This window comes from Prosthecomicrobium pneumaticum (assembly GCF_014199915.1).
Lineage (GTDB): Bacteria > Pseudomonadota > Alphaproteobacteria > Rhizobiales > Kaistiaceae > Prosthecomicrobium > Prosthecomicrobium pneumaticum.
In genome coordinates this window covers 1-1,239 of the sequence record NZ_JACHOO010000024.1, presented here as the reverse complement: position 1 = coordinate 1,239, position 1,239 = coordinate 1, and the positions used below count along the sequence as shown (strand labels likewise).

Sequence of the window (1,239 nt, the reverse complement as noted above, 5' to 3'; positions counted from 1 at the left end):
TGGCCTGCTGCCGGTTTCGTGGACACCGAGATTGGGTGTTTCATGAAGCCGGAGGTGGCAGATGCAGCGACGGAAGTTTTCGCGGGAGTTCAAGGTTGAAGCGGTTCGGTTGATCAAGGAGCGGGGCGTATCGGCGGCTCAGGCAGCGCGCGATCTCGACGTGCACGAGAACGTGCTGCGCAAGTGGGTGCGAGAACTGGCATCCGATCCCCGCCAGGCCTTTCCGGGTCATGGTCAGATGAAGCCGGAGCAGCTTGAGATCGAGAAGCTGCGGCGGGAGGTCGCCAAGCTCAAGGCGGAGCGTGACATCCTAAAAAAGGCCGCAGCCTACTTCGCGAAGGACGTGACATGAGGTTCGCGTTCATTGCGAAGCACCGGGGGATCTGGCCGGTGGCATGGCTCTGCGAAGCGCTGGATGTGTCGCGGTCGGGCTTCCATGCCTGGCTCAGCCGGAAGCCCAGCCAGCGCAGCCTGGAGGATGAGGAGATCGGCGCCAAGGTGCGGGCGAGCTTCATCGGCTCAGCGCGCACCTATGGCGCAAGGCGCGTCTGGCGGGACGTGCTGGCGGAAGGGATTGACTGCGGGCTTCACCGAATCGAGCGGCTGATGCGGGCACAAGCGCTTCGCGCAAGGCCACGCAGACGCGGGCTGCCGAAGGATGACGGCCAGCGCTCGACGATCGCGCCGAACACGCTTGACCGGGAGTTCAGCGCCGATCGGCCGAACCAGCGCTGGATCGCCGACTTCACCTATGTCTGGACTGCCGAGGGCTGGCTCTATGTGGCGGCCGTCATCGACCTGTTCTCGCGCCGCGTGGTAGGCTGGTCCATGCAGGCCGAGATGACCGCGCAGCTCGTCACCGACGCGCTCGTCATGGCGATCTGGCGCCGCGGCAAGCCCGATGCTCTCCTGCATCACTCCGACCAGGGCAGCCAGTACGCCAGCGAGCAGTTCCAGAAGCTGATGGCCGACAATGGCGTCGCTTGCTCGATGAGCCGATCCGGCAATGTCTGGGACAATGCCGCCATGGAGAGCTTCTTCTCGTCGCTGAAGACCGAGCGCATCAGGGGCAAGGTCTACCGGACACGCAACGAGGCCCGGGCCGACGTGTTCGACTACATTGAGAGGTTCTACAACGCTGTCCGCAGGCACTCGACCATCGGCTACGTCAGCCCGATGGAGTTCGAGCGGAAGGTAGGATTAGCTTAACTGCGCGTCCACGAAACCGGCAGCAGGCCA

The 1,239-nt window shown here is 64.1% G+C and carries 1 protein-coding gene; it reads left to right on the top strand.

Features of this window, described 5'->3' with window-relative positions; all coding sequences use genetic code 11:
• The first annotated feature begins 61 nt into the window (after positions 1-61).
• Positions 62-1,209, top strand: a protein-coding gene (locus tag GGQ63_RS21820; protein WP_183858741.1) for an IS3 family transposase whose coding sequence is annotated in 2 segments (ribosomal slippage) — positions 62-311 and positions 311-1,209 — 1,149 coding nt in all. Because the reading frame shifts where the segments join, the coding sequence is not laid out codon by codon here.
• The last annotated feature ends 30 nt before the right edge of the window (positions 1,210-1,239 follow it).